Raw genomic sequence first — 26,831 nt, 5'->3', positions numbered from 1 at the left:
ACGATGGAGCACACACCCGGAGCATTGGCCGCCTTTCTCGGGGCGAAGCCGGCGGCGCGGGGCTACGCGAACGCCGTGCGCGGGAGCGCGGGCCACGCGGCGTCGCTCATCCTGCGGCAGAAGCGCCTCGCCCTGGTGGCGCTGGTGGCGTTTCTGCCCGTCCTGATCCCGCTGGCGATGGCGTTCCTCTCGCGCACGCAGTTTGTGGACGGGGGCAACGTGGTCTTCGTGCGCCTTGTCGAGCAGCTCTACATCAGCGTGCTGGCGCCGCTGCTCGCGCTGTTCTTTGCGGGGATGCTGGTCGCCGAGGACGTGGAGATGCAGACCATGCCCTACATCCTGACGCGGCCGATCCCGCGCTCCGGCTGGGTGGTCGGGCGCTTCATCGCGTACCTGTGCGTGTCCGTCGCGATCCTGTCCGTGTCCATCACGCTCACCTATCTCGCCAGCGCGACGCTTGCCAATTTGAAGATGACCGACCGGAACAACCTGGTCCTGCTGGCCCATTACCTTGGCGTTACCGCCGCCGCCCTGGCGGCCTATGGCGCGCTGGCGGTTTTCCTGGGCGCGTTCACGAAGCGGCCCATCGTCTACGGACTCCTGCTGCTCTACGGCTGGCAGAAAATCGCCACGGTGATCCCCGGCCTCGTGGACTTCCTGACCATCAAGAAGTATGTGGACGCCCTGTACCCCGTGCTGGCCACGCAGCGCGGCGTGGTGGAGGTGCAGACGGCCCTGGGCAGCTTCCAGAAGCAGGTGTTCATGGTCAGCGCGTCGCGGGCCGGGCTGGTCCTGGCCTGCGTGACGGCGGCCTTCCTGGTTGCCAGCATTATCGCGGTGCGGCGCAGGGAATACGTCTCCAACCGCGTCGCGGGGTCCTGACATGGCCCGCCGCCCCCCCATCAACCGCGCCGTGCGCCGGAACCTGCTGTTGCTGTGCCTGATTCCCCTCGCACTGGGGGGGCTTATCGCGGCGCTCGCCCTGTCCACCTCCGGGCCACCCGAGGCCATCCTCGGGGAGGAGGAATACACCCGCATTTCCGCGGAGCGGCTGCTGCCGGAGAACGGGGTCTACGCGCTCATGGAATTGGACGCCGCCGCGAGGGCGCTCGGGGATGTCCCCCCGTGCCTTCCGCAGGGGGAGGGCAAGGTCCAGATTCCCCAGCCCTTTGGACAGCCCGGTTCGTGGGAGGAGCGAATCCGGGTGTCGGCCTATGCCCGCGCCACCAGTTTCTGCGCAGACGACGACCCGGCGCTGGTTGCGTTTCTTGTGTCCGCGGAGGAGGTACTCGCCCGCCTTCCCGGCGTGCTGGAGAGTCCGGTGTATCTTGCCCCGCGTTCGGGGGGGGTCCGCGAGGAGAACACGGACGTTCGCATGTCCTATGGCAAGGCGGCCGCCCTCCTGGACATGCTGGTCCTGTTTCACGCCCACCGGGACGAGGGGCCGGACCGCTTTCTTGACCTCGCCGGGAGCCATCTCGCCCTCTCCCGCCGCGAGGCGGCCTCCTGCTCGATCGTTGGAACCGAGCCCCGCTATGACATTCAGATCACCCGGGAGCAGTTTTCCAGCTGGGGAGTCCGCACCGGCCCGCTGCGCCTTCTGCCGATTGTGGCGCGGCTGCGCGCCGGAAAGCCCGGCGAGCTGGAGCGGATCCAGGCCCTGCTGGACGGAGAGCGGGCCAAAGCCCAGGAGGACCGCCTGGCGGTGCTGCGGTCCTATTGCATGGCCGTGGACGACACGCTGCGGTATGTCGCCCCGGGAGACACCCCCTTTGACGTGCGGATCCGCCGCATGTTCTTTGACCGGCAGTGGCGGAAGGAGTCGGCATTCCTGCGGGAGCACCTGGAGACCATCCGGAGCATGCTGGCGGGGCCCTTCCCCCCGTTCGCAACCTTCATCCGCGAGAAGGGGCCGTTCGCGCGGTACCGCGGATGGCCGCCGCTTCTCAGCGTGCTGCGCAGCCAGGTGGAATGCGAGGCTTGGACGGACGCCGTGTGGCTGGCCGTGGCCGTGGAGCGTTACCGGGCGGAGAAGGGCGCGCCTCCGGCAGTCCTGGAGGACCTCGCGCCTGCGTATGTGCCGGAAATCCCGCGAAACCCCGTGGACGACTCGCCCTGGAAGTACGCGGTCATGCCGGACGGCTCCTATGTCATAGAGCCGATGGACCGGTACCAGTTCCGCGCCACCAACCCCTCCCGCCTGGTGGACATGCCGGGGGACGCCCCGCCCCCCGAAGAGGCCGCCGCGCCCGCGCAGTAGGGAACTACCCCCCGGTGACGTGGATGACGGACTTGGCCGTGTCGCCGGCGGGGGTCATGCAGGTGATCAGGCTGGTCCCCGCCGCGAGGTCCATGACCAGCGGGCTGCCGGGGCTGGATTCGCCGAGGTACTTCCCGTTCACATACCAGTGGAGGGGCGTGGCCTCCTGATGCGAGGCCTTCAGGGGAACCCGGTCGCCGCCCGGTGTGCCGGACAGGACAAACTCGGCGCGGTCCGCCGGGGAGGTGATGGCCAGCAGGCGGCGGACCCCCTCCCCGCCGTCCCCTTCGGCGGACGGGGCGCGGCGCGGCAGGCGCGCCAGGTCCCAGCGCACGGGAGAGGCGGGCCAGCATTCGATCCCCCCTTCCCTGCCGTCCAGGGCGGGCTGGTGCACGGCGCAGCGGCGGTGGAGATACTGCCCGCGCGGCAGGAGGACGGAGCGGGTGGCCGCGCAGCAGGGCGACGCGGGCAGGCCGGAGTCGGCGCAGACGGACACCGGGACAAGTTCGCCCGCGGCGTCGGGCCAGGCGGCGGTGTTTTTCGCCGGAAGGCCCCGGAAGACGCGCGCGGCCAGGGGCAGGGCGGCCTGGGCGCCCACGAGGTCCGGCGCTGCCTTGGCATCGTTGTTGCCCATCCACACGGCGACCAGGTAGTGGGCGTTGAACACGGCCGCCCACGCGTCGTGGAATCCGGCGGAGGTGCCGGTCTTCCAGCAGACGCGCGCGGGGGCCATGCCGGTGGACACCAGATTTCCGCCGAGTTCCCCGGGAAGGGGCTGCTCCAGCATGTCCCACAGGGCCAGCGCGGTGCCCCGCGAGATGAGCGGTTCCGCCCCCTCCCCCGCTGTCTTCCGCCGCCAGGTCAGGGGGCGGGCGTCGCCCAGCCGCGCGAGGGCCAGATACGCCCCCGCCAGGGACTCCAGCGTCACCTCGGCCCCACCCAGCACGAGGCCCAGGCCGTAGTCGTCCGGTCCGCGGGTGAGGGTGGTCATGCCCGCGCGGCGAAGGAAGGCCAGCAGTTCCCTCGTGCCGACGCGGTCCAGGGTCTGCACCGCCGGGATGTTGAGCGAGAGGCGCAGGGCCTCCTTCGCGGAGACAAGCCCGTTCATGCCGCCGTCGAAGTTCGAGGGCCGGTACTGGCCGAAGTCCAGGTCGTCGTCCAGCAGCATCTCGCTGGCGTAGAGGAGGTTTTTCTCCATGGCGAGGGCATAGGCGAAGGGCTTCAGCGTGGAGCCCGGCGACCGCGGGCGGGCGCAGAGGTCCACCTGTCCCGCGATGCGGTCGTTGAAGAACCCCGCCGAGCCCACGCGCGCGAGCATCGTGCCCCCGGCCACGTCGGCGACGATCACCGCCCCGTTCGTGATCCGGCCGTCAAAGCGGAGGAGGTGCTTGGCGACGGCGGCCTCGGCCTCGGCCTGGATGGCCGCGTCCAGCGTGGTCTCCACCCTGCCCTTCTGAAGGGCCTCCTCGGCCACCTGCGCGGCGAGGTGCGGGGCGAGCCGGGGAAAGTCGTGCCACGAGGCGCCCAGCGGCGCACCCAGCGCCTCCTCCGCCTCGGCGGCGGTGATGACCCCGGCCGCCGCCATGAGCCGCAGCACCTGGTTGCGCCGCAGGAGCGCGCGGTCGGGACGCGTGAGGGGGTCGTAGCCCGTGGGCGATTTCGGCAGGCCCGCCAGCAGCGCCGCCTCCGGGAGGCTGAGTTCCGCGGCGGGCTTTCCGAACCACCGGCGCGCGGCCGCCTCCACGCCTACCAGGTTGCGCCCGTAGGGGGCGTTGTTGAGATAGGCCTCCAGGATGCCGCGCTTCGAAGCGGCGCGCTCGAGGCGCAGGGCCGTGAGCGCCTGGACTGTCTTGGCGGTCCAGGACCGCGGGTGCTTCTCCGCGTTCTTGACGACCTGCATGGTCAGGGTGGACGCGCCGGAGGCGATGCGGCCCCGGGTCAGGTTCAGCCAGGCCGCCCGCGCGACGGCGTGCGGGTCCACGCCGGGATGCGACCAGAACCGCTTGTCCTCGGCGGCCAGCGTGGCCTCGACCACGCGGGAGCTGATCTGGTCGAGGGTCCGTGGAAAACGCCACTGCCCTTCCGCGTCCAGGAAACCGTGGAGCTGGCGCCCGGAGCGGTCCGTCATCTCCGCGCCCGGGGGCACGCGCAGCAGGACCTCCGCCGGGACCGGCGGCAACAGCCGCGCCGCCCCCCGCAGGCAGGCGGACGGCCAGGCCAGCGCGGCCCCGCCGGCTGCCGCCGCGAGCAGGAGGACGCAAAGCGCGGCGCGCTTCCGCCCGGACAGGAGCCGGAGGCGGTTCATTGGATGGTTACGGTCTTGTCCAGCGTCACGGCGCGGATTTCGGGGTTGTACATGCACTCGCCCTGGAGGGCGGGCTGGCGGAACGTGCCCGGCGTCACGGCGCGCACGACGTAGTAGAAGTGGTGGGTGCCCGCCTTCAGCTTTTCGAAGGCGACCACCAGCCGGTCGTCGCGGGCCTCCAGATACTGGGGCTGGACGCCCTCCTCCTTTTCGCGGCGGGCCTCCTCCGCCTCCGCGTCGCCGTTCCAGTCCTCCTCCGGATTCTCGGACTGGTCCTGCGCCTTGGTCTCCGCAATCTTGCCCATCTTGACCAGGGCGTTTCGGTCCAGCCGCGGATTCGCGATCTCCAGTCCGGCGGGGAGAATGTCGGAGAGGATGACGTTCTCCCGATCGGAAGGCACCTGGATGGCGAGGTCCACGAGATAGCTTCCCCCGTGGGTGAGCGGGGCGTCGGCTGCCAGAAGCGCGCCTTCCGCAGTGGAGACCGTGCGCGACAGCGTCATCCCCTCCGCCACCGGTTCAGTCCGGGGCAGTGTCGGAAGGCCCATGCAGGTGTGCGCGACATACAGGGGAGTTGCACCTGTGTTGGCCACGGTAAACGTCTTGCCCGGCCCCTTCGCCGCACCCTGCCAGGAACCGCCGGCCTGCACGTTCCCCACCCCGTCCGGGCCGGTGATGGTCCCCGCAGCGGCGGTCAAGTCCGTCGAGGCCCTCGAAAGGCAGGCATTGAGGGCGGTGATGACAAAGGCGGCCTCCTGCGTGGAGTAGTAGACGAGATTCTGGTCTATCCATTCCACGAGTCGGTTCACCAGCGGCTGGATTTCCGTGTCGGGCATGCCCGCCTGAACCGCCGCGAGCGCCTTCACCGAGACCTCGCGGATTTCGGAGTTAAGGTCGCCGGACCGCCAGGTGTCGGTGTAGGGTTTGGCCGGGGCCGTCTTGATGTATTCGGCGACCCGCGCGGGGTCGTTGGTGTTGCGCGCCAACGCGGCGGCCAGCAGCCATCTTCCGGATTCCGGCATGGTGACGCGGTCAAACCGCGAAATGGCCTCCACTGCGTCCAGTTGCCCGTCCAGCGCGAGCACATACAGCGCATAGGCGCGGGTGTAGAGGTCCCCGAACTCATAGCCGCCGTTGAAGTGCCCGTTCATCACCTTCCGGAGATAGTCCTGAAGAGAACGGAACGGCTTCTCGGGAACTTCCGCCGCGTTTTCAAGACGGGCGAGGGTGAGGAAGTGGGCGGCGTAAACCGACCCGTACACATAGGTCTCGCTGGACCCGGACCAGTAGCCCAGTCCACCGGACGGGGTCTGCATGCCCAGAAGCCGGGAGACTCCGGCGGCCACGTATCCGTTCAGCATCTCCAGGGTGACTTTGTTCGCCCCGGGAAGCACCCCCTCAAAGAGTTCTGTGTGGTGGCGCAGCAGCAGCAGGGGCATGGCGCCGGAGGTGGTCTGTTCCACGCATCCATAGGGGTAGTGAATCAGATAGGCCAGATTCCGCTGCAGCCGGTGGAGCGGGTTGGCGGACACCTTCAGCGTGTGCTCCAGGGTGTGGTCCCCGGCGAGCTGGGTGTTTTCAAAGGACCGGGTTTCGCCGGGATTCACGACATATTGTTTGACCTCCGACTGCCACGCGGCGGGGGCGCGCACGGGGATGGGGGCATCCTGGGCGAGGCGCTCCAGGGGGGCGCCTCCCGCCGCCGGGAGGATGTCGGCCTCCCAAAGGATGCGGCCCTGGCCCATGGCGGAGGCGGAGAACTCGAAGCGGTCCGACGCGGTGGCGCCGGGCGCCAGGGTCAGGGTTTTCTCCCCCGCCCCGGACAGGGTGCCCTCGGAGCGCCAGCGGATGACGGCCTGGCAGGGCTCCTGGGTGGTGTTGATCACCGAGGCCCCGCAGGCGAAGGTGTCGCCGGGCAGGGCAAAACGCGGCATGCTGGTCTGGAGGATGTAGGGCCGCCGGACGAAGATGCTGCCCGCCGTGGAACCGGTGGAACCGGGGGTCGCCGCCACGGCGACGAGGCGGAGCTGGCCGTTGAACTCGGGCAGGTCAAACCCGACGGTGGCGAGGCCGTTCGCGTCCGTGCGCACGGCACCGGACCACAGGGCGACGGGCTTGATCCAGTTGTCGCCGATCTGCGGCGCGCCTCCCAGGCGTTTGAGGATGGCGTCGCCGCCCACGTTGGCGGGGGTGAAGTCGTAGGCCACCTTGTCGTAGTAGTGGGCGTAGTTGAAGCGCGGCAGGCGCGGGCGCTGGAAAAAGGTGAAGGGGTCGGGGTTGGCGAACTCCAGAATGTTGTGGATGCCCTCGTCCACGGCCGCCAGGGTCACCTCGGAGGAAACAGGGACGCCCTTCGCGTCCTTTGTCTCCACGGTGAACTCCACATGCTGGGCGGGCCGCACCTCCGTCGGGAGGTTCGGCAGGGCCACCTCAATGCGGTTGGACGCGTCGCTCACCTTCAGCTCCGCCATGGCAAAGCTGCTGAACGGGTGCGCCTGCGCCGGGTTCGGGTCCGATTTGCGGACCACCGTGACCTCCAGCCAGGCGTTGGGGAAATGGTCGCGTGTGACCACGAAGGAAAGCAGCGCCTCGCCGTTGACCACGGGGACCACCTTCGCGTCGCGGAACCGGTCGTTCTGCACAGCGACAAAGGCCACGCCGTCATAGGGCGCCTGGATGTGCAGCTCGCAGGCGTCGCCGGGGGTGTGGACCTCCTTGTTCACCGAGAGGCGGATGAGGCTGGGGCTCGACGGGGCGTTCAGTTCCAACCGGTCCCAGCGGCTGAGGAAGGTGGCCGAGGCGTACAGGGGTGTTTCCTTGGAGACCACCCGCACCCGGAACCGCCCCCACTCTTCGCTGACGGGAAAACTTGTCGTCCCCCTGCCCGCCGTCAGGGGCACCTCGTTGGTCTGAACCGCCCGGAAGACCTTGACATACCAGGGCTCGTTGCGTCCAACGTACCGACGCACGTTGTAGACCCAGTCCTCCGACTCCAGCACAACGGAGACCGTGGCGAGTTCCGCGGGCTGCTGGTCTGCCTTGACGGCGGCCACGGAGACCTCCACGGTGCCGGTGTCTCCGGGGACGGATGCGAGTGCCACGCCCAGCGCCACCGGCGCGGGGAAGACGAGGGCCTGGGCGCTGCCGCGCACCTCCCTGCCCCCCATTTCATAGACCGATCCGAGGATGGTGGCCTCCAGGGGCATGGTGATGTTCTCGCGGCCCTTGTAGGTGTAGGAGAAGGCCGCCACCCCCTCGGGGTCCGTGGTTTTCTGGCCCAGTTTCTCCAGAATGGGGTCCATGACGGAGTCGTTGGTGAACGAAAACCCCGGCCACTGGTCGGGTTTAAACATGCCGGGGCGCAGGAGGACGAAGCCCTCGGCGTTGCGTCCCGCAGCGGGGCCGCCAAACAGGTTCTCGGCCGTGACCTTGATCTCCACGGGGGTGTCGGGGGTGATCAGCGGCGCGCCGACGGCGACGGTGGCCTTCATCCGGTTGGGCACAAACTCCTCCAGCGTGAAGACCGCCGTGCCGCAGGGGGCGTCCGCCCCGGGCACCCTCAGCTCCGCCGTATATTTTCCGGTGAGGTGGGACTTTTCCGTGACGATGTCCAGCCCGCCGGTGCCCAATTCGGACAGGGTGACCGGGGTGGACTGGATCACGCGCCCCTTGGGGTTCTGGAGCTGGAACAGCAGGGGGACGTTTGCGGCGGCCTCGGTGAACCGTGTCCGCACGATCCACCGGGCATGGACTGTCTCCCCGGGACGGTAGAGGTTCCGGTCGCAGTGGAGGAAGGCGTCGTAGCCGTCATAGTCGAAGGGGGTGAGGCCCGCCGACACCTGCGGCGTGTCCTGCTCGCGGTGCTCCAGCTTGAGGAAGGTGGCGTCCTTCGGTGTTTCCACCACGGCCACCACGGGGGTTCCCAGGCGGCTTTCCAAGGCGGAGAAATGCGCAATCCCGTCGCGGTCTGTCACGAGGGCGGCCATCTGCTGCGATTTGGACGACCAGACGGACACCGTCGCCCCGGCCACGGGGGCGAGCGTGTGCAGGTCGTGGACGAAGACCAGCACCTCGTCGTCCTTCCAGTGGCCCACCACGCCGAGATCGGTCCAGAGGACCATCTGCGTGTTCGCCCAGTCCGACGGCTGGGTGGAGAGGGTGAACACGCCGCGCCGGTCCGCGGGCAGAAGGGCGGCGATGTCCACAGGCACCCGCTGCATGACGTCCGGGTTCTCGGGAACGGCGATCTTCCTGGTGTTGAGAAGCTCGGCGAGCGTTTCATTCACGTAGGATCCGGTGGGGGTGTCCCCAAGCTCGTTCACGGCGCGGGCGATGTTGGAGGGGAAAACCCGGTGAACCGAAACCTCCGCCTCGGAGACATTCAGCGCGTTCAGCGCCAGGGGGCCGAAGACGTTGTTGGGAATGTAGCATTTTCCGCCGAAATCAAAGCCCGCAAAGGTGAATTTCGGCATCTCTTCCGTGACAAGGGTGACGGGATTGCCGAGCGTCCGGGTGCCGTCCGCGCTCTTGAGGCCCTCGGGGATGGTGAGGGTGTACACCATTCCGGTTTTGAACTGGGCCGACACGGCGACCGCGCCGCGCCCCCTGGCGGTGACGGTGATGTCGGCAACCTCCGGGGAGATGGTCAGCGACTGCTTGAGGGTCTCCAAGTCCGGAGGGGCGTTGAAGACGATCTGATGATAGGGGCCCCGGGCTCCGTTGTTTTCCCAGCTGTTCCAGTTGACGTTGAGGCTCTTGGTCTCTTGCGCCTCAGGCTCGGGCTGGTCCCATGTGGACGGAACGCGCTGAACGGTCTTGGAGAAGTCCTTTACCAACTTGTTGCCGTTTTCTCCGGGAACGGGCGCCTTTACGGTGACGCGCACAACACTGTCCGGCTCCAGAACGGAAATATCTGGAAACACCACATACCTGCCCCCGTATCCCGCGTTCAGTTGAAACGGCACCTGCGCGCCCGTTGCCTCCACGGTGAGCGTAAGGGCGCCCTTCAAGGCCTCAAGGTCCAGGGCTCGCGAAAAGGACAACTCGAGAAATTCCGCCTCCCGCCGTGTTATCCAGTTTACCGCCTCTGCTTTGATCCAGGGGTCCGGAATGGATCCGGACAGGACGTTCGCGAAGACTGCGGAGAGTTCGGAGGGGAGACTGTCTTTGGCTTTGCAGGCCATGGATACGGGGAAGGTTGTGGATTCGGGGAAAATGAGAAGCACGCTTCTGTCGGAACCGTTCCCGTCAGCAAATTGCGAGGTGATGGGTGACTGGGCCGCATCAATAAGCTCCAGGGTGAAATGCTCGAGGAACATCTGCCTGGAAACCGGAAGGAGCACCTTGTAGACGATGCGCCCCTCCTCAAGCACGGGGGTGCCGTCCAGAGAAATCCTTGGGAGGTCGAATCCCAGGGCGAAGTAGAACCCGTTGGGCGCTTCCGAAAACGTCGTCCCGTCGGCAGCCAGAAGCGTCGGCGACGGGGTGATCCGCAGGTAGGCAATATCTTTTAGTCTGGAGCTGTTGAACTGCGCGACCAGGGCGTTCCCCGACGTGAATGCCTTCGATGGGGCAATCTCCGGCTCGACAGTCATAAGACTCACAGGCGACGTGTTCTCAGGGAGCGCGGCGAGGTCCTTGTTGAAATAGAAGACGATGGTGTCCGTGAACGGCAGTTCGGACACGGGATAAACCCCCGTAATCCGGAGCGCGGACGGCGATGCTGCCGGCGTGTCCTGCGCCAATGACGGCGCGGACAGCAGCATGGCGAAAGCCAGGGCGGTTGGCAGGAGAGAACGTGTCAGGCGGGCGGCGTGGCGGTTCATGGACGGAACCCCTTCGAGTTGCTTGCCGTGGACCCCGGTGGGCGCACGCCCCTCGGGGCCACACCAAGATTATTCACGAACGGGGGAAAGAGTTCCAGAAAGGACGGAATTGGCTGCGGAAGTCAGACCGGTCAGACGGGTCCGACAGGTCGGACAAGTCGGACAGGTCGGACGTGTGCGGCGGGCGGGAACGGAGCCCCCCGAAACGAGGTCAGCCCATCCGGAGTTCGGGGCGCTCCAGAATGTCCAGAATCCCGGCGAGATCGTTGTGGGGGGAGACGTAGTCGGCCGCCTCGCGGAGTTGGGGGACGGCGTTGGCCGGGCAGGCGAAGAAGCCGACGGCCTCGCGGATGGACCAGTCGCCCATGGTGTCGCCGATGCCGGCGGCCTCGTCGCGGGCGATGCCGAGGCCGTCGAGCAGGAGTTTGATCGCCCCGCCCTTGGTGACGCCCGCGAGGTCTATGTTGAGGTAGTAGCGCGACGGCGAGATGTGGACGTTGAGTCCGGGGATGGCGGCGACCAGCGCCTGCACCCGCCGGGTGACGTCGGGGAAGATGTCCGGGTCTTCGCAGAAGAGGGACATCTGCGACTCCTTGCCGAACTGGTAGACCAGCTCGGGATACGCGGGGAAGACCTCGTCCTGGATGGCGGCGCGGAGTGCTTGGAGCTTGCGGATCTGGTCCGGCTGGATGGACGGGACGAAGAGGGACCGGTTGTCGCGGAGCGAGTAGAGCACGGCGCCGCCCTCGCAGATGGCGGGGAGCCGGATGTCCAGAATCTTCAGCAGCACCTCGACATAGGGCTGGGGGCGGCCGGTGCAGAGGGTCAGGGGGGGCAGCTGCCCCTCCCCCGCCGCCGCCGCACGGCACACGCGGACGAAGCGGCCGAACAGGGCCTCGTCCCAGGCCATGGACTCCTCGGGGGAGATGCAGCCGTCTATGTCGGAGAGGATGATTTTTACGGGCATGGGGGGACTCCGCAGGGGAAAAATGGTGCCCCGAACAAGAATCGAACTTGTGTCTAGCGCTTAGGAGGCGCTCGTTCTATCCACTGAACTATCGGGGCGACGGAATGGGCGAAAGGATACGCGATTGCGGGGGGGCTTGGCAAGTGTCAGCGCATGAAACGGGCAATCAGGAAGGCCATTTCAAGCGCCTGCGCCCCGTTCATGCGGGGGTCGCAGGCGGTCTGGTAACGGAGGCCCAGGTCCTCCTTCTCCACGCCGCCGGAGCCGCCGAGGCACTCCGTGACCGCCTCTCCCGTCATCTCGAAATGCACGCCTCCGAGCCGGGTGCCCACGGCCTCGTGGGCCTCGAAGGTCTGCTCGAGCTCGGCGAAAATGTCGGACATGCGGCGGGTCTTCCGTCCGTCGCCGGCGGGGCGCGTGTTGCCGTGCATGGGGTCGCAGCTCCACACCACCTGCCGCCGCGTGGCGGAGACGGCCTGAAGCAGGGGCGGCAGGCCGGACGCGGCGCGCTCCGCGCCGAACCGGGTGATGAGCGTCACCCGTCCGGGCTCCCGGTCCGGGTCCAGCACGTTGAGGATGCCCAGCAGGCGCTCGACATCGGTGCCGGGCCCCACCTTGACGCCCACGGGGTTGCGCACGCCGCGCAGATACTCCACATGGGCGCTGTCGGGCTGGGCCGTCCGGTAGCCGAGCCACAGAAAATGCGCGCTGCTGTTGAGCCAGCTTTCCCCCTCCCGGCGGGTCATGGCCTCCTCGTAGGGGAGCAGCAGCGCCTCATGGGAGGTGTGCATCGAGACCCGCTGAAGGGTCTCCGCAGCCCCGCCCACGGTCTCCATGAACGTGACGGCGTCGCGGATGGCGTCCACCACGCGGCGGTACTCGACGGAGTTCCGGCTCTGCTCGATGAACCCCAAATCCCACTGCTCCGGGTGGTGCAGGTCGGCGAAGCCGCCCTCGATGAGGGCGCGCAGGAAGTTCAGGCTGGCGGCGGAGTGGTAATAGCCGTCCAGGAGCCGGGCCGGATCGGCCCGGCGGGCCTCCGGCGCCGGGGTCACATCGTTGACCAGGTCGCCCCGGTACACGGGCAGGGCCGCGCCGTTCACGGTCTCGGTGTCGGCGCTGCGCGGTTTGGCATACTGCCCCGCGATGCGCCCGATGCGGATGACGGGCCGCCGGGTGGCGTAGGTGAGCACCAGGCTCATCTGAAGCAGCACCTGGAACTTGGCGGTGAGCGATTCCCGCGTGCAGTCGGCGAAGCGCTCGGCGCAGTCGCCGCCGTGCAGCACAAAACGGCGCCCCTCCGCGGCCAGGGCCAGCTCGGCGCGCAGCCGCTCCACCTCGCCCATCGCGACCAGCGGCGGTTTGGTGGACAGTTCCTTCACCGCGCGGTCGAGGGCGGCGGGATCGTCATACGCGGGCTGCTGCGCCGCCGCATGCGACCGCCAGGAAGTGGGGCTCCAATCGGGCATATTCTGGACTTTCTCGAATAACCGGTTTTGGTCGCTCCGGTCGTGCAAGGGCTTTCATTGCAGCAGGGAGACCGTGCCCAAGGGTAGCACAATCCTTCCCCGGAGCGCACTTCCGGCGCTCAAGCAACGGCCGAAAAGTTGAAGCATGCGGCGTTTGTCTGCTATTATCTTTGGACAATTCTTCCGCGATAGCTCAGTTGGTAGAGCGGGTGGCTGTTAACCACTAGGTCGCAGGTTCGAGTCCTGCTCGCGGAGCCAGAAATGTTTGCCGCCTTACGGCGGTTCGGATACGCCAGCGCGAAGGCCCGAGACCTTGTGTCTCGGGCCTTTGTCGTAAAGGCGGTTATGGCTGTTCTTGCGCGCCCCTTCCCCCATCCCCACGAGACATCGGGTCGGATTAGACAAACTGCTGCGAACTGGTCAAGAGCCTCATTTCTTACAATACCGCCGGACTTGACAGCAAGTCCAGTGATTAAGTAAAATCATGGTGCTATGACAACGCCCCTTGAAAAGCTCCTGCATCTGGCCGAGGCGAAAGGGCTGATTCGCGCCCGGGATCTGGCCGGACACGGAATCCCGCGCCAGTGTCTGTCGGTCGCATGCGGGCGCGGGCTGCTTGAACGTCTGGACCGGGGCCTCTACTCCCTTCCCGGCGCGGTCCAAACGGAACACCGCAGCCTGGTCGAAGTCTGCGCACTTGTGCCGCACGGGGTGATTTGCCTTCTTTCGGCGCTCCAGTTTCACGGCATGACCACCCAGAGTCCTTTTGAGGTCTGGCTTGCCATCGGCGAGTCCAAGGAGATCCCCCGGATCAGCCTTGTTCGGCTGCGCATCGCCCGCTTCTCCGCCGACTCGCTGAAGGACGGCGTGGAACGCCATGAGGTGAACGGGGCGGAGCTCCGGGTGTTTTCGGCCGCAAAAACCGTCGCGGACAGCTTCAAATACCGCAACAAGATCGGCGTGGATGTGGCCGCCGAAGCGCTAAGGGATTATCTGCGCCAGCGCAAGGGCACCATTGACGATCTCACGAGACACGCCAGGGTCTGCCGTGTCGAGCGTGTCATGCAGCCCTACCTGGAGGCGCTGCTTTGAGCACGCCCCGGTCTCATTCGATCCAGGCGAGACTGTTGAACTATTCGCGTGAACGCCGGGTGAACCACAGCCACACCCTGGTGCGGTATGGGGTCGAACGCCTGATGTACCGTCTCTCGCGTTCGTCCCACGCGGACAGGTTTGTTCTAAAGGGCGCGGTCCTGTTCTTTCTTTGGATGGGAGACGGGCACCGCCCCACACGGGATCTGGACCTGCTTGGTCTCGGCGATCTTTCGGCCGAAACCCTGCGAGGCATCTTCGAGGAGGCGTGCGCCGTGCCCGTCGAAGACGACGGAACCCAGTTCCTCAGTGCCGGAATCGAGATCGAGGAAATCCGGGAGACCGAGAACTATCAGGGACTGCGGGTCACGATTCCCGGACAGCTCGGAAACATTCAGCTGCGCGTCTCAGTGGATGTCGGATTCGGAGACGCCGTTGTGCCCGACCCACAGAAGGTTGCCTATCCTGTCCTGCTCGACCTCCCACATCCCGAAATGCATGCGTACCCCAGAGAGGCGGTTGTGGCGGAAAAGGTTGACGCCATGATCCTTCTTGGACTTCAGAACAGCCGCATGAAGGACTACTACGACCTGTGGGCGCTCGCGCGGGAGTTTCCGTTCGAGGCTGCCGCACTGGCCCGGGCCCTCGACGCCACTCTCAAACGGCGTGGCCGCGACCTGCCGCCGCGGCTGCCGTCCGGGCTTGAGGATGAGTTTGCCGCCAACCCAGCCAAGCAGACGCAGTGGAAGGCATTTCTGCGGCGCACGATTCCCGGCAAAACGGACCTTGACCTCGGGGAGGTTGTCTCGTCCCTTCGCGGGTTTCTCGCACCGGTCCTGGACTCCGTCCTCTCCGGCCATTCGCCCCGCCTCCATTGGACGCCAGGGCAGGGCTGGACGGAGACTGCATGACGGGAAACGGGGGTTACGAACTCCACGCCTGACGTTGCGTGTCCTTGTACGCGGCTTCCCTGATCGCCGGAGAAGGCATTGTGAGACCGGGGCCGGGGTGAGAGCGAGGGTGCTTCAGGCCCTGCGCGCAATGACGTGCCTACTCTTGAGTCTGTCCATGACGGTTTCTATCTGGCGTTTGGGGGCCATGTCCTCTTGAAACGGACCCTTTTGCAGGCTATACTCGCAGCGGCATACGCTTTGTTTGTCGCGCACTCTGCGCGCATGACAGCAAGGAGAGGAGTTTCGGAATGAGCATGCGGATTACGCGCCGGCAGGCGCTGGGAGTCATGGGGGGGGGCGCGCTGGCCCTGATGGCGGGGGGATGCCAAACTGCGGGACGCGGGGGGCGCGGCGGCGCGTGGTTCCGCGGCAACCTGCACATGCACACCTATTGGTCGGACGGCCGCGCCTTCCCGGAGCAGGCCGTTGACATCTACAAAAAGCTGGGCTACAACTTCCTCTCCCTGAGCGAACACAATGTTTTCGCGGACGACCCGAACCACTGGAAAAACGTCGAGAAGGAAGAATCCAAATGGCCGCCGGACGTCACGCCGCCCGTTTATGACGCGTACCTCCGCGACTACCCCCAGGAAGCCGAGACCCGGCAGTCCGGGGGCAAGACACAGGTGCGCCTGAAGACCTACGACGAGATGCGCAAGCGCTCCGAGGTTCCCGGAGAGTTTCTCCTGATGCCGGGCGTTGAAATGACCTCCGCCCGGGACGGGGTCAATGTCCACCTGAATTACATCAACCTGCCCGACGTGCTCCCCTTTGTGAAAGGCGGGCCGCTGGTCAAGGATTTCAAGGACAGCGGCCTCGACGAGACTGCGGTGATCCGCCAAACGGCCCGGGAGGCGGCTGCCATGGCCGCCGCGATGAAACGCCCCCACCTGCTGATGCTGAACCATCCGCAGTGGATTTACTGGGATGTTCAGCCCCGCTTCCTGATCGAGAACCCGGAGGTCCGGTTCTTCGAGGTCTGCAACGGCGGCTCCTCCTTCGCCCCGCATCCCGACGCCCAAAACGTGACGCTCGACTCCTTCTGGGATGCGGTCAACGCCTTCCGCTCGGTTCAGGGCGCGCCGCTGCTCTTTGGCGCCGGCTCCGATGACACGCACTATTACATCAACCGCACCCCGAACCAGCGCGTTGCCGATGCCTGGGTCATGGTGCGCGCGAACGAACTCAGCGCCGATGCCCTGCTGAAGGCCATGCACGCCGGCGATTTCTACGCCTCGACCGGCGTGTCATTGGATGACATCACGTTCAAGCCCCGCCGCCGGATCCTGCGCGTCAGCGTCCAGGCGGAGCCCGGCGTGAACTACCGCATCCGCTTCATCGCCACCAAGCGCGGCTTCGACCAGACTGTCCGGACCGTGGATGCCCCCGCCGTGAAAGGCCACACGGCGCGCACCATCCCCGTGTATTCCCCCGAAATCGGCCAAACAGTGGATATCGTGGAAGGCGTCGAGGCCTCCTACCGCATGGCGCACGACGACCTCTATGTCCGCGCGAAAATCGAATCGAGCGTGAACAGCGACTATAAATGCCATTTTCACCCCGAAGTCAAGGTCGCCTGGACCCAGCCCCACGCCTGAGCCAGACGATGAATCCCGCAGTTGAGGGGTGAGGTCTCCCCCAAGCCCGGAAAGAAATTGAGCGGACAGGTCGGGGTCGGCTACGCTGTGAACTCCGCGCCGGGCGGCGCGGGAACCTGGGAGGTCAATGCGATGGGTACGCGTGCCGGTGTGTGTGCTGGGACTCTTCTTCTTCTCTTTGTTTTGTTCCCTGCGGCGTTCGCCGCGCCCGTGGAAATCGGCGGGGTCGTCTATGACGTGGTGGACGAGGGGGAGCCGTTCGTGGAGATGACCGCGGCGCCGGGCAGGGACTGGGCGGCGCCGAAACCGTCCCGGGCGGAGTCCGGCGCGGGGCTGATCGCCTTCCAAACAGACGATCCGGGGGAGTATGTGCCCGACCGGGTGCCGAAGAAGGAGGAACGGGTGAAGGGGCTGGAGGCGGTTGTGACGCCCGGCGAGACCACCGCGGTATGGGTCGGGGTCCACGCGGTGAGGGACTTTCAGAAACTTTGCGCGGCGGTGGACACCAAGGACACGCCGGTGTCGGTGGAACTGCGGCACCTGCACTGCTGGCCGCAGCGGACCGGCTGGAAGTCCCGCCGGTGGACCATTGTGCCGGAGCTGCTGCTCCCCTTCTCCGGCGGAAACCGCACGGTTCCGGTGAAGGACGGGGTGCTGAAAGAGGAGCCTTTTGACCTCAAGAAAGGCGCCACGGCGGGCATCTGGCTGACGGTGTCGGCGCGCGCGGACGCGGCCCCAGGCCGTCACAAGGGCTCGCTTTCCCTGGGCGGAGTGGGGGGAAAGGCGCTGGTGCTTCCCCTCACGCTGGAGATACTCCCCTTCCGCCTGACGCATCCGGAGGATAAGCACTGGCTGTTGTACTGCGATGAGGGACGCTGGAGTTCGATGAGCGAGGAGCAGGTCATGGGCGACCTGCGGGACTTTGCCGCCCACGGGTTCAACGGCCTGGTGTCCGTGCCTTTCGGCGACCTGGACTTGTCGGGAATGGCGGACGGGCGCATCACGTTTGACGACACGCCCTACCGCACGCTGGTCGAGCGCTGCCAGACTGTCGGCATGACGGGGCCGCACGTGTGCTCCTTCAGCGGAATCCCCGCGCGGGTGCGCGAGGGGCTGGGCCTGGAATGCGACCTGTCGAAGGACGTCTGGCCGGAGGCGCTTAAAAAGGGCGTGACGGACGCGGCGCGGGTGATTGTCGAGACGACGAAGGACGCCGGGGCGCCGTGGTATTTCTACGGGGTGGACGAGCCCACGGGGGACAACACCTTCGCCATCCAGGAGTACCAGTGCTGGCACGCCGCCGGGGCGCTTACCTACGCCACCTTCTTCAACATCAACTTCCTGGAGAAGGCTGCGGAGTTCCTCACCGCCCCCTGTTTTGTCTCCGGACTGGTTTCGGAGGAGGCGCGGGCGCGGGAGGCCCGCGAGGCGTGCGAAAAGAGCGGCGCAGAGTTCTGGTGGTACGGCACGGGCTGCTACTCCAACCCGTACCCGCAGGAGTCCGGCCTGTTCTTCAACCGCTACGGGGCGGGGCTGTTCTTCTGGAAGACGGGCGCCAAGAGCCAGGTGACCTGGACCTTCAGCCGCCCGCACGCGGATCCCTTCAACGACTTCGACGGCGCGCCGGAGAACGATTCCGAGCCGAAGGACCAGACAACGGTCTACCCGCACCTGCTGCGTCCCAACGACTGGAGCAGCTATCAGGGCTCGATCCCGACAGTGGCGTGGGAGGCCCTGCGCGAGGGGTACAACGACTACCTGTACCTGCACACGCTGGCGGAGGCGGTAAGGACCGCCCGCGCCGGCGGAAGCCCCCGCCTTCAGAAGCGCGCGGACCGGGCGGAAAAAGAGATCGCCGCGCTGGTGGAGGCCCTTCCCTTCCACAACCCCATGAGCCGGCAACCCCGCGAAGACGAAGTCCTCCGCACCTCCACGCTGCAGAAGATCCGGCGCGCGGCGGCGGAGCACATCGCCGCACTTCAATAACAGTTCGGGCGCCGCGCAGGAGCCTACTTCTTGAGTTCCATGATCTCGATTCTGCGGAACTCGACGGGATGGCTTTCTGACTGGAGGGAGATGGTGCCGCCGGTCAGGATCTTCGGCGCGCCGGCGTCCAACAGCGCCTTGGCGTCCTTGTCGGAGGGGTCGAGCTGCGGCTCGCTGTACGCCAGGACCGTCTCGCCGTCAATAATGTGGCGGATGTTGCCGCCCTTGACCTCGATTTCCACCGTCACCCACTGGTCGCCGTGGTAGGTCTTCGAGGTGGAATCGGTGCAGTGGGCGGTGTGCAGCGCGCCGTTCATCACCACATTCGTCCCAGGCGTGCAGAGGTTGACCGTGTGGCGCTCGCCGGTGCCCTTGCCCCCGAGAAGCTGCACCTCGATGGACGCGGGGAAGTCCTGGTTGAGGCCCATGGTTTTCGGATCCTGCCCGCAGATCATGACGCCGCTGTTGCGGAAGGCCCAACCGGCCCCGCCCTCCACCTGCTCGCCGGTGAACCGGTATTCCACGCGCAGGCGGTAGTCCGTGAAGGGGGTCTTGTAAAACAGGTGGCCGAACTTCTCATCGAAGGCTTTGTACTGGTCGTAGCAGACCTTGATGACCCCGTCCTCCACGCGGAAGGTGTCGCCGTGGTTCTCGCCCAGGGGATACCCCTTGATTTTGGGCGTCCATCCCTCCAGGTCCTTCCCGTTGAACAGCGGCACATATTCCCCGCCGCCCTCTTCGGCATGGGCGGGGACGAGACAGGCAATGCACACGGCGGCAAGCGTTGCGGCAAGAATGAACGGTCTGCACGGCATGAAACGACCCTTTCCTGTTGGGAATCCAGTGTACACCAAGCGGGGCGGCGGGGTGCGTCTCACACGAGCCCCGACCCCAGCGCGACGGCGATGGCCACCAGAAGCCCCCCGGTCAGGGTCTGCACCGTTCCCATGGTCACCGCGTGAAGGTGGCGCTTGCCGAGCAGGACGCCCGCGAAGGCGCTCAGAGCCGCCACAAGGATCAGGGGCCATTCGCCGGGGGCGATGGGGCTGCCCTCCCCCGCCGCCAGAAACACCCAGGCGTAGACCGCGATGCGGACGGCATCCACCAGGAAGCCGATCACCGCGTTGGTGCCCACAAAAGCCCCGGTGGAAACGCCCACCTTCACGAGGAAGGCGGAGCGCAGAGCCCCCTGGTGTCCGGAGAACCCGCCAAAGAACCCCGAAAGCAGGCCGCCCAAGACAAGATACTTGCGGTCGAAGCGAAGCGCGCGCAGCCGGGGCAGAAGCTCAAACACGGCGAAGAACACCATGAGCCCCGCCATGGCCAGTTTGAGCGGTGTGACCACCGCCTCGCGCGGTCCGACACTGTACCGGACGATCTCGCCGAAATGGGAAACATACCCCATGGCGGCCGCGCCGGCGGCAGCCGCCGCGATGGCCGGCAGCCCGAAGCGAAGGACCAGTCCCCGGTCCGCCCTGGCGCCGACCAGTGCCAGTTTGAACACGTTATTGGCCCCGTGCACGAGGGCCGTCGCCGCGATGGCGGTCTCCGGGGGGAAGACGAGCGCGAACACCGGCAGAAGCACGGTGCCCAGCCCGAACCCGGAATACAGGGTGACGCCGGAGGTGAGCAGCGACACAAGGCAGACCACCAAGTACGCGGTCATGCGCGCCTCCTTTTCATTTGGAGCAGCCTCCATAACATCCCCTGCCCAGGCCGCATTCCCGGTGAAGAGGGCGCGCAAGCGGCCCCTTGCGGACGTTCGCCGTTGGCTTGAAGACGGCGCGAAGCCCCCTTCTGCCCGGCGATTCGGGAAGTCCTGGGACGGGGGTGTTGACAATTCCAAGCAGGAGGTCTATTCTATTGTGAAAACACACGGATCCTCGTCCGCAGTTTCCGTCTCATGGGAGGCGGGGATTCCGTCGGGGTAATGTGTGCCAGGAGGAGCACTATTATGCGAAGGACCGGTTTTACCCTGATCGAACTTCTTGTTGTCATCGCAATCATTGGAATTCTTGCGGCCATTCTTCTGCCGGCACTGGCGCGGGCGCGCGAGGCGGCGCGGCGCTCCAGCTGCCAAAACAACCTTAAGCAGTGGGGCATCATTTTCAAAATGTATGCCAACGAGGCAAAGGGCGGCTCCTTTCCACCGGTGGCGTCGTGGCCCTATGTCGCCTTTGCCGCCGACCCCTTTTCCACGTACCCTGAGTACCTGACAGACGTGGCGATTCTGATCTGCCCGTCGGATTCCCACGGCACGGTGGACATGCTGTACTGCTGCGACAATCCCGGCGACCAGACCTGGCACAGCAACTTTCTGGACCGCACCTATCAGAAGGGGGAAACGTGGATCCAGGCGCGGGCGTTCATGATGCAGGAGAGTTACGCCTATCTTGGGTGGGTGTTTGACCGCATGGACAGCCGCCCGGAATATGAGGCGCTGCTGAGCGCGTGCGCGCCGGCGTTTGCAAGCGCCGTGCCGGCGGCCTTTCCCGACATTGACCCGGCCCTTGTCTCGCGGGCCCTCGCCGAAAATGTTCCGGTGCAGCTTGCCCAGCTTTTCGAGTTCCTTCTCCCCAAACTTCTCCCGTCACTGCTTAACCCGGCAAACCGGCAGCTGGAGTCGCCCGCCCGGCAGGCCATGGATGACGACTACGAGGTGACGCCGCCGGCCGGCAACGGGGGCCAGACCACCATCCACCGCATCCGCGAGGGGATTGAGCGGTTCCTGATCACGGACATCAACAATCCGGGGGCCAGCGCCATGGCGCAGAGCACCCTGCCGATCATGGGCGACCTGATCGGTTCCGGGGCGGGCCTCAGCGTGTTCAACCACCTGCCGGGCGGGTGCAACGTCCTTTACATGGACGGGCACTGCGAGTTTGTTCGCTATCCAGGCACCGCGCCCGTCACGCCGGCCGTGGCGAACCTTCTCGGCCTGCTCGCGGCGGGCTTCGACGTGAGTTGAGGCCGCCAGACCGGACGGGCGCGCCTGCTACGACGCGTTGACAGCGGCGCCGCCGGGAGAGGCTGGCTGCGGTTCCACGACACGGATGGAGATTGCGGGAAGTACCCCCAGGAGTACTTCCCGCATTTCCTCTTTGCCCGCCTTGGTCTTGGTGTTCACCGTGGCCACGGCCTCCACAATGAGGTTCTCCTCATACCCGTTCGGGAGCGCGGCGCCCGCCAGGGATATCCGGAACCGGAATCCCCGTGGTGTCCGCTCGAATCCTTCCAGAGAGACCCCTTCTGGAGGCGCGTTGAGCTGGAGGCGCGTCTCCTGCGGAGGGAAGCCCCTGGGACAGAGCACTTCGACTTCGCACTTTCCTCCGGAACACAGGGAGACGGGTTCTCCGGCGGAAAGGCGCACCCGGCCGGGGAGGACTTTTCCGCGAACAGTTCCAACGAGGGTCTGCGCCGGAACCAGATGCCGGTAGAGAAAAGCCTGCATGACATCATCAGCGGGCCGGACGGGACGGCAGACGCGCGTTTCCCCAGACACCGCGCACCCCTCCAGTGTGAGCGGGAAAACGTCCCTGATGCCGCGCGCGGGCGCGGAAAGGGTCATGCGCACGGAATCGCAGCCTTGGGGAATGCGTCCGCCGGTCACCTGGAAGCCCGGCGGCGCGCCTGTCAGAGACACGTCAATCGGCCCGGCGAAGCCCTCGCGGCGCAGAGCGTGCACCGTGAAGACCGCGTCGCGGCCGGGGGGGATGGTAAGGGAGGACGGGGTCATGAACAGGGCGAAGTCAGGCGCCGGGGCGCTGATGCGGAGTCGGTAGGCGTGGTCCGTGCCCCCGTGACGGCGGGCGTCCGTCACCTCGACCCAGTAGTCGCCGTCCGTTGGGAGAACAGCCTCCAGAAATGGATCCGCGCCCTGTGTGAGTGTTCCCAGCCCCACATGGAGCTCCCCGCGCTTCTCCATGACATCGTCGTTAAACGCAATAGTGTCGCCGGCTTCGTTGCGCAGACGAATCAGGGCGTCCAGGGGCGACTGGAGGTTTCGGGCCGTGACCTCCACCACCACCGCCTCCCCGGCGTGTCCCCCTATCCTGAAGAGATCAGCATCACCCGGAAAGCCGATGCGTCCGTTCACTGTCACGGGAAGTTCTGCGGACTGCGCGCCGCCCACCGTGTCATTCGGTTCGGTTTCCAGCAATTCGGGGAGCGCCCCCACCTGATAGCAAATGCTGTTGGCGGGCCCGGTGGGGAAGGGAGGCGCAACGGCGAGAATGTCCCCCGGCTGACCGGCGGTGTCATAGGAAAGGGTGGGTGCGCCGCCGAGATTCCAGCCTGAGAGGGTCGCCGTGGCCTGTTCCCCCAGGCGCCCTCCGAGGGGAAAGGCCGCCGTGACACAGGGGAGCTCCCCCAGCGCGAGACGGTAGACAAAATCCTCGCGGCCCCGGTAGACGGCGTCCCGGATTTCCAGAACATACTCGCCGTCCTTCGGCAGGACATGGTGCAGCACGGGGTCTGCGGCGTCCCGGAAATCGTCCGCATAGGCCAATTCCGTGCCGTCCGGGCCAAACAGGCGCAGGGTGGGCTGGAACCAGCCCGGCACGGCGTCCGCCATGAAGGGCAGCAGGGCGCGGGCGGACACCATCGCGACGAGCCGCTGTCCGGCGGCGCCGCGGAAGCGGACCTGGTCCACATCGCCCGGCATGACCTGGCCGTTCACCACCACCGGTGTTTCCAGGGGCGGCTCCTCCGGAAGCGGGAACGGCAGGTTGGGATCGTTGGGTTCCCCCTCGCCCGCTTCGGGCAGGGTTCCGATCTGGAACCGCACGGGGTTGGAGATGCCGGCCGCCGTCACCACGCGAAGTTCGCGTTCCCCCGGCTCCGCGTTCTGGGCGACGGCAACGGCCACCAGGATCATCTCTCCGATTTGCGCGTTCGGTTGACGCCGGCGGAAGTTCGCGACCTCAAGATGCAGATGAAGCAGCTCCTTGAGGCTCTTGTCCGCGATGTTCTCGAACAGCGGATGGGGCGGCAGCCCCCCCTCCCCTGTCTGTTCCGTGATGACCTGAGGGGGGGCGGGGGCCTTCCCGCGCCAGGCAAGCTGGTTGCGGAGTCGGCGGGCCACGGGGTCTTCCGGGGGCATGCGGTCCAGATGCCTCGACAGGGCGGCGTTCATCTGCCGCGTCAGTTCCCGCCGCTGTTCCGCCTTCAAGTTCCTGATGGTGCGGTAGTGGGTCACCACCGCGGCCCCGACACCAGTCCCAGTGACATGCACCTCCGACGCCCCCTGAAGGTACTGTCCGCCGAGGAGCACATTGAAGGTCTCCCCCCGCTGGCCGCCGGCCGGGAAGGCGTAGCCCAAACGGGGCATGGGCCGCGTTGTTTGCGCCCGGGAGGCCGGGGACAGCAGGATGACCACCAGGAGAACGCAGCATGCGGACAGGCATCTCGTCGCGGTCTGGATCATGCTTTCACAATTTCCTTGAGCAGTCCCCCCCGTTTTTCGCCGGGCCCCGGCGCGGGCAGCACGTTCACCTCGATCCCCTTGCTGTTGGGCAGCGGCCCGTCCGGGTTGATCCCCAGCAGGGTGTACAGGGTGCCGATGAGGTCCGCGGGGTAAACCGGCCTTTCGGCGACCTCCTCGCCGTGCGCGTCCGACGCCCCCACCACGGCACCCCCGCGAAACCCTCCCCCTGCGACAACGGAGCAGAAGCAGTCGCCAAAATGGCCGCGCCCGCCGTTCCAGGGGGCCTCCCAGAGCACCTTGGGCGTCCGGCCAAACTCGCCGCCCCACCAGACGATGGTGCTCTCCAGCAGTCCTCTCTGGTGCAGGTCTTCCAGCAGGGCTGACATCCCCCGGTCCAGTTCGGGGAGTTTTCGTTTCATGGTCTCGAAGTGCTGCTTGTGCGTGTCCCATCCCTTGTAGTTGATGGTGACATAGGGCACGCCCCGCTCCACCAGGCGGCGTGCCGTCAGGCAGGACTGGCCGAAGGTGTTCTTTCCGTAGCGTTCGCGGACCTCATCCCCCTCCGTGGAAAGGTCGAAGAGGCTGCGCGCCTCGCCGAACATGAGGCCGTAGGCGTTTTCCTCGCTGCGGTCCAGGGCCTGGAAGGCGGGACTGTCCGGGTGGGCGCGGCCGAGCGTGTCCAGCGCGTGCAGAAAGTTTCTGCGGCTCCGCTGCCGGTCGTCCGAGATCCCCTCGGCCACAATGCCCTCCACGGCGAAGGGGGTTTTGGCGGGATCGCCCCCGGTGGCAAAGGGCTTGTAGCGCTGGCCCAGAAAGCCCGCCTCGGAGAAGCGTCCCTGGAGTTCCGTCAGGACAATGTAGGGCGGAACAATGCCGCTGTAACCGTGGTCGTAGCCCTTAAAGAGCGAGACAACGGCCCCGGCGGAGGGGAAAACAAGGCGGCCGGGCGCGCACCCGGTTTGCACCATGTAGGACGCCGTTTCGTGCGCATTGATGCGGTGGGTCATGCTGCGGAGGATGGCGTACTTGTCCGCGTGCCGGGCCAGCATCGGGAGCGCGGCGTTGATCTGAATGCCGGGGACATTGGTCTCGATGACCTGGTCCAGGGGGCCGCAGTAGTCGCGCCCCGCGTCCGGCTTCGGGTCGAAGGTGTCCAGATGGGACGGGCCGCCCCACATCCATATCTGGATGACGGCCTTGGCGCGCGGGGGCGCGGGGGCGGCGTGCGTCGGGCGATGACCCGCCGCCGCCAAGGCCGCCGTCCCCAGCAGGCACCGTTTGAGCGCCGTGCGGCGGGGGATGCTCCGGTCCGCTCCTTCAGCTTCCATGCATTTTCTGGCTCCGCGGATTGGGCTAATGCCGGTAAAGAAACTCTTTGGTGTTCACCAGGGCCCAGACCAAATCCTCCAACGCCTCCCGTCTTGAGAGCCCGGTCTCTTCCGCATGGGCGAGGGCGGCCGTCTGCTCTTCCGGTGTGGGGGGACGGGAGAGGATTTCGAGATAGGCCTGGCGCACGGCCTGGGCTGGCTTCTCGCGCGGCCTTCCGGACACCCTGCCGATCAGGGGCGCGGAGGCGAGACGGCGGCGCAGGGTGCTGGAGTTCAGCAGATGAAGGCGCTGGGCTTCCGTGGGCTCATTGTTGCGCTCCGAGAGGAGGCCCGTGTCCCGTGAAGGGCGGCCAAACAGCTCCAAGAACGGCGAGGAGACACTTCCATCTGCCAGGGAGACGGCGGGACGGTATTTCGGAATGTAGGTAAACGGTTCCGGGACGGCGCTCATATAATCCTCGCCCGGGCCGAGGAGGGTGCTGAACAGGTCGGCCAGCACTTCCGCGTCCAGACGCCGGGTTCCATAGCAGGCGAACCGGGCCTCGGCCTCCGGGTGGGGCGCTGCGGGGATGCAGGACTGCTGGTAGGTGGCGGAGTTCAGGATGACGCGCAGGAGGTGGCGGAGGTCATACCCGGAGGCGGTGAGCTGGCTTTCAAGATACGCGAGGAGCGCGGGGTTTACCGGAGGGTTGTCAGTCCGGAGGTCGTCAGCCTCATGGACAATGCCCCGGCCCAGGAGCCAGAACCAGACCCGGTTGGCCGCGGCCCGCGCGAACCACGGGTTGCCCGGTGCGGTCAGCCAGTCGGCGAAGACCCGGCGCGGGTCCATTTCCGGGGGAATCTCCACGGGCGCGCCGTCGGGGAAGACGGCGGCAATCGGTGTGGACCGGGCCGGGTCCGGCATCACAATTTCCTCTTTCCACTCGGCGGAGGGCTTGAAGACAAGGGCGGAGAAGAAGGCGGCGCACCCCTTCCGCTGGTCTTCGGCCCAGGAATCGGTCCGCGTTCCCATGAACGTGAGCGCGGCGGCCGCGGCGAGCCCCTCTGGCTTCCGGTTTTCCACGGCCCGGTAGAAGTTCACCGGGGGCACCCGAAAATTGCTCCCGCTGGAGGCGAGGAGTGTCCGTGCGAACTCATCGTAGGGCAGGTTGTCCCGGAGGGCGGCGCGGACCCATTCATGGTAGGCCTGGGCGCCGTTTGGCCAGAGGTTGATGGGGAACTCCGCCTTGACGCGGAGGATGTCGCACCATTTCATGGCCCAGTAGTCGGCGTATTCCGGCCGCTGCAGGAGGGCGTCAATCAGCGCGGCCCGCTTTCCGGGTTCTTTGGAGGAAAGGAAGGCAGTCACCTCCCTGGGATCGGGGCGGATTCCCAGGATGTCCAGATGGACCCGGCGGAAGAATACCGCGTCCGAACAGGGCAGCGCCGGGGTGATCCCGTGGGCGGAAAGGTCATCCCGGACAAAGCGGTCCAGCTCCGTCACGGTCTCCCGGGACCGTGCACTCTCAAAGGGGGACCGGGGCTGCGCATTCCCCCATGACGCGCAGGCAAGCCCGAGGAGGGCAAAGATGAGTCCCCAATGCGGTTTTGCTGTTGCGCTCATGCGTCCAAACCCATTGCGTC

General features: G+C 66.6%; 16 protein-coding genes and 2 tRNA genes. 8 read left to right on the top strand and 10 right to left on the bottom strand.

Going from position 1 to position 26,831, the window contains the following annotated elements; genetic code table 11:
• Positions 1–3 precede the first annotated feature (3 nt).
• The gene (locus GXY15_11415; GenBank protein NLV41820.1) at positions 4–882 is read left to right on the top strand and encodes an ABC transporter permease subunit; all 879 of its coding nucleotides are present in this window, start codon (positions 4–6) and stop codon (positions 880–882) included.
• A gap of 1 nt (position 883) precedes the next feature.
• On the top strand, positions 884–2,260 hold the full coding sequence (locus GXY15_11410; GenBank protein ID NLV41819.1) for a hypothetical protein: 1,377 nt from the start codon (positions 884–886) through the stop codon (positions 2,258–2,260).
• Between the two features lie 4 nt (positions 2,261–2,264).
• On the opposite strand, the gene pbpC is transcribed toward GXY15_11410, so the two are convergent.
• From pbpC to GXY15_11385, 5 genes are all read right to left on the bottom strand, one after another.
• Positions 2,265–4,565, bottom strand: coding sequence for a penicillin-binding protein 1C (gene pbpC, locus GXY15_11405; GenBank protein NLV41818.1), 2,301 nt, complete (start codon positions 4,563–4,565; stop codon positions 2,265–2,267).
• Positions 4,562–10,390, bottom strand: a complete 5,829-nt coding sequence (locus GXY15_11400; protein ID NLV41817.1) for a hypothetical protein — start codon at positions 10,388–10,390, stop codon at positions 4,562–4,564. Before GXY15_11400 ends, pbpC begins: the two co-directional genes overlap by 4 nt.
• A gap of 211 nt (positions 10,391–10,601) precedes the next feature.
• Positions 10,602–11,357 carry an HAD family phosphatase gene (locus tag GXY15_11395; GenBank protein ID NLV41816.1) on the bottom strand — a complete coding sequence of 252 codons (756 nt, stop codon included), beginning with the start codon at positions 11,355–11,357 and terminating at the stop codon, positions 10,602–10,604.
• Between the two features lie 23 nt (positions 11,358–11,380).
• Positions 11,381–11,455: transfer RNA gene (locus tag GXY15_11390), tRNA-Arg, on the bottom strand.
• 48 nt (positions 11,456–11,503) lie between these two features.
• Positions 11,504–12,826 (bottom strand): 3-deoxy-7-phosphoheptulonate synthase, encoded by a 1,323-nt coding sequence (locus GXY15_11385; GenBank protein ID NLV41815.1) that lies wholly within the window; start codon positions 12,824–12,826, stop codon positions 11,504–11,506.
• 182 nt (positions 12,827–13,008) lie between these two features.
• Here GXY15_11385 and GXY15_11380 point away from each other — a divergent pair.
• The 5 genes from GXY15_11380 to GXY15_11360 all read left to right on the top strand — a co-directional run bounded on the left by GXY15_11380 (position 13,009) and on the right by GXY15_11360 (position 18,455).
• Positions 13,009–13,084: transfer RNA gene (locus tag GXY15_11380), tRNA-Asn, on the top strand.
• A 234-nt stretch (positions 13,085–13,318) separates the two neighbouring features.
• Positions 13,319–13,918, top strand: a complete 600-nt coding sequence (locus tag GXY15_11375) for a transcriptional regulator (GenBank protein NLV41814.1) — start codon at positions 13,319–13,321, stop codon at positions 13,916–13,918.
• A gap of 35 nt (positions 13,919–13,953) precedes the next feature.
• Complete coding sequence (locus GXY15_11370; protein NLV41813.1) at positions 13,954–14,829, top strand: nucleotidyl transferase AbiEii/AbiGii toxin family protein; 876 nt, start codon at positions 13,954–13,956, stop codon at positions 14,827–14,829.
• A 290-nt stretch (positions 14,830–15,119) separates the two neighbouring features.
• Complete coding sequence (locus GXY15_11365) at positions 15,120–16,469, top strand: hypothetical protein (GenBank protein ID NLV41812.1); 1,350 nt, start codon at positions 15,120–15,122, stop codon at positions 16,467–16,469.
• A gap of 210 nt (positions 16,470–16,679) precedes the next feature.
• Complete coding sequence (locus tag GXY15_11360) at positions 16,680–18,455, top strand: hypothetical protein (protein ID NLV41811.1); 1,776 nt, start codon at positions 16,680–16,682, stop codon at positions 18,453–18,455.
• 23 nt (positions 18,456–18,478) lie between these two features.
• Here GXY15_11360 and GXY15_11355 read toward each other — a convergent pair whose 3' ends face one another.
• Both GXY15_11355 and GXY15_11350 read right to left on the bottom strand, forming a co-directional pair.
• Positions 18,479–19,270 (bottom strand): DUF1080 domain-containing protein, encoded by a 792-nt coding sequence (locus GXY15_11355; GenBank protein NLV41810.1) that lies wholly within the window; start codon positions 19,268–19,270, stop codon positions 18,479–18,481.
• A gap of 59 nt (positions 19,271–19,329) precedes the next feature.
• Complete coding sequence (locus GXY15_11350; protein ID NLV41809.1) at positions 19,330–20,121, bottom strand: TSUP family transporter; 792 nt, start codon at positions 20,119–20,121, stop codon at positions 19,330–19,332.
• A 288-nt stretch (positions 20,122–20,409) separates the two neighbouring features.
• On the opposite strand from GXY15_11350, the gene GXY15_11345 reads away from it, so the two are divergent.
• Positions 20,410–21,423 carry a DUF1559 domain-containing protein gene (locus GXY15_11345; protein ID NLV41808.1) on the top strand — a complete coding sequence of 338 codons (1,014 nt, stop codon included), beginning with the start codon at positions 20,410–20,412 and terminating at the stop codon, positions 21,421–21,423.
• 27 nt (positions 21,424–21,450) lie between these two features.
• Here GXY15_11345 and GXY15_11340 read toward each other — a convergent pair whose 3' ends face one another.
• Genes GXY15_11340 through GXY15_11330 form a run of 3 tightly spaced genes read right to left on the bottom strand, consistent with a single transcriptional unit; the run spans position 21,451 to position 26,691 of the window.
• Positions 21,451–23,880 (bottom strand): hypothetical protein, encoded by a 2,430-nt coding sequence (locus GXY15_11340; protein NLV41807.1) that lies wholly within the window; start codon positions 23,878–23,880, stop codon positions 21,451–21,453.
• A complete protein-coding gene (locus GXY15_11335) occupies positions 23,877–25,208 on the bottom strand; it encodes a DUF1501 domain-containing protein (protein ID NLV41806.1) in 1,332 nt (443 codons plus the stop codon). Before GXY15_11335 ends, GXY15_11340 begins: the two co-directional genes overlap by 4 nt.
• Positions 25,209–25,233: 25 nt before the next feature.
• Positions 25,234–26,691, bottom strand: a complete 1,458-nt coding sequence (locus GXY15_11330) for a DUF1553 domain-containing protein (protein NLV41805.1) — start codon at positions 26,689–26,691, stop codon at positions 25,234–25,236.
• Positions 26,692–26,831: the final 140 nt, after the last annotated feature.

It is taken from the genome of Candidatus Hydrogenedentota bacterium, from assembly GCA_012730045.1.
GTDB lineage: Bacteria > Hydrogenedentota > Hydrogenedentia > Hydrogenedentales > CAITNO01 > JAAYBR01.
The sequence above is the reverse complement of the archived record's forward strand: the minus strand, read 5'-3'. Positions and strand labels throughout refer to the sequence as shown.